This is a genomic window from Azospirillum sp. B506 (assembly GCF_000333595.1).
Classification (GTDB): Bacteria; Pseudomonadota; Alphaproteobacteria; order Azospirillales; family Azospirillaceae; genus Azospirillum.
The window spans coordinates 1-1,073 of sequence record NZ_BADK01000622.1 but is presented as its reverse complement, the minus strand read 5'-3'; the positions used below and the strand labels follow the sequence as shown (position 1 = coordinate 1,073).

The window sequence follows — 1,073 nt, the reverse complement described above, 5'->3', positions numbered from 1 at the left end:
GTCCCCGGGACGCCATGCTGACCAGAGGAAGGGTGTCGAGCCCGGTGTCGAGGAGGTCGAAATCGATGCATTCCTGCTGGTCCCGAATGCCTTGAACCGCCGCCGCCTCGAGCAGGCGGAACAGGCGCACGGTGATGCCCTCGCTCATCCCGAGGATCAGCTTGCGGGTCTTCGGATCGTTGATCGGGGAGGGGCGCCGCAACGGCAACGAGAGCACAATGCTGTTGAGCAGACGCTGCTGTCGGCCAACCTGATCGAGCGACTGTTCGTCGAGTTCGCCGAGCAGATGTCGTCGAGCGGCACCGTCGTCGGCTCCTTCGATTCGACCGAGCGGCTGCTGCTGAAGACCCTGCCGAAGGACAAGGTCGACCAGATCATGGAGGACATCCGTGGTCCGGCCGGCCGCACCATGTGGGACAAGCTGACCAACGTGAACGAGTCGGTGCTGTCCAACTATCTGAAGAACGAGTACCCGCAGACCGTCGCCGTCGTCCTGTCCAAGATCCGCTCCGACCATGCCGGCCGGGTGCTGGCCCAGCTGCCGGAAAGCTTCGCCATGGAAGTCATCATGCGCATGCTGCGCATGGAGGCGGTGCAGAAGGAGGTTCTGGACGACGTCGAGCGCACGCTGCGCACCGAGTTCATGACCAACCTCGCCCGCACCAGCCGGCGCGACAGCCACGAGATGCTGGCGGAGATCTTCAACGGGCTGGACCGCACCACCGAGCACCGCTTCATGGCCGCCCTGGAGGAGCGCAACCGCGACAGCGCCGAGCGGATCAAGTCGTTGATGTTCACCTTCGAGGATCTGTCGAAGCTCGACCCCAGCGGCGTCCAGACCATGCTGCGCACGGTGGACAAGCAGAAGCTCGGCACCGCGCTGAAGGGCGCGTCGGAGTCGCTGAAGGACCTGTTCTTCTCCAACATGTCCGAGCGCGCCGCCAAGATCCTGCGCGAGGACATGGCGGCGATGGGTCCGGTCCGTGTCCGCGACGTCGACGAGGCGCAGATGTACATGGTGCAGCTGGCCAAGGATCTGGCCGCCCGCGGCGAACTGGTCCTGGCCGAGGGCA

Annotated in this window: 1 pseudogene; it reads left to right on the top strand. The window is 65.1% G+C overall.

Annotated features, from left to right (window positions below):
- Positions 1–238: 238 nt before the first annotated feature.
- A pseudogene (locus tag I71_RS18520) lies at positions 239–1,073 on the top strand (flagellar motor switch protein FliG); the annotation flags it as partial.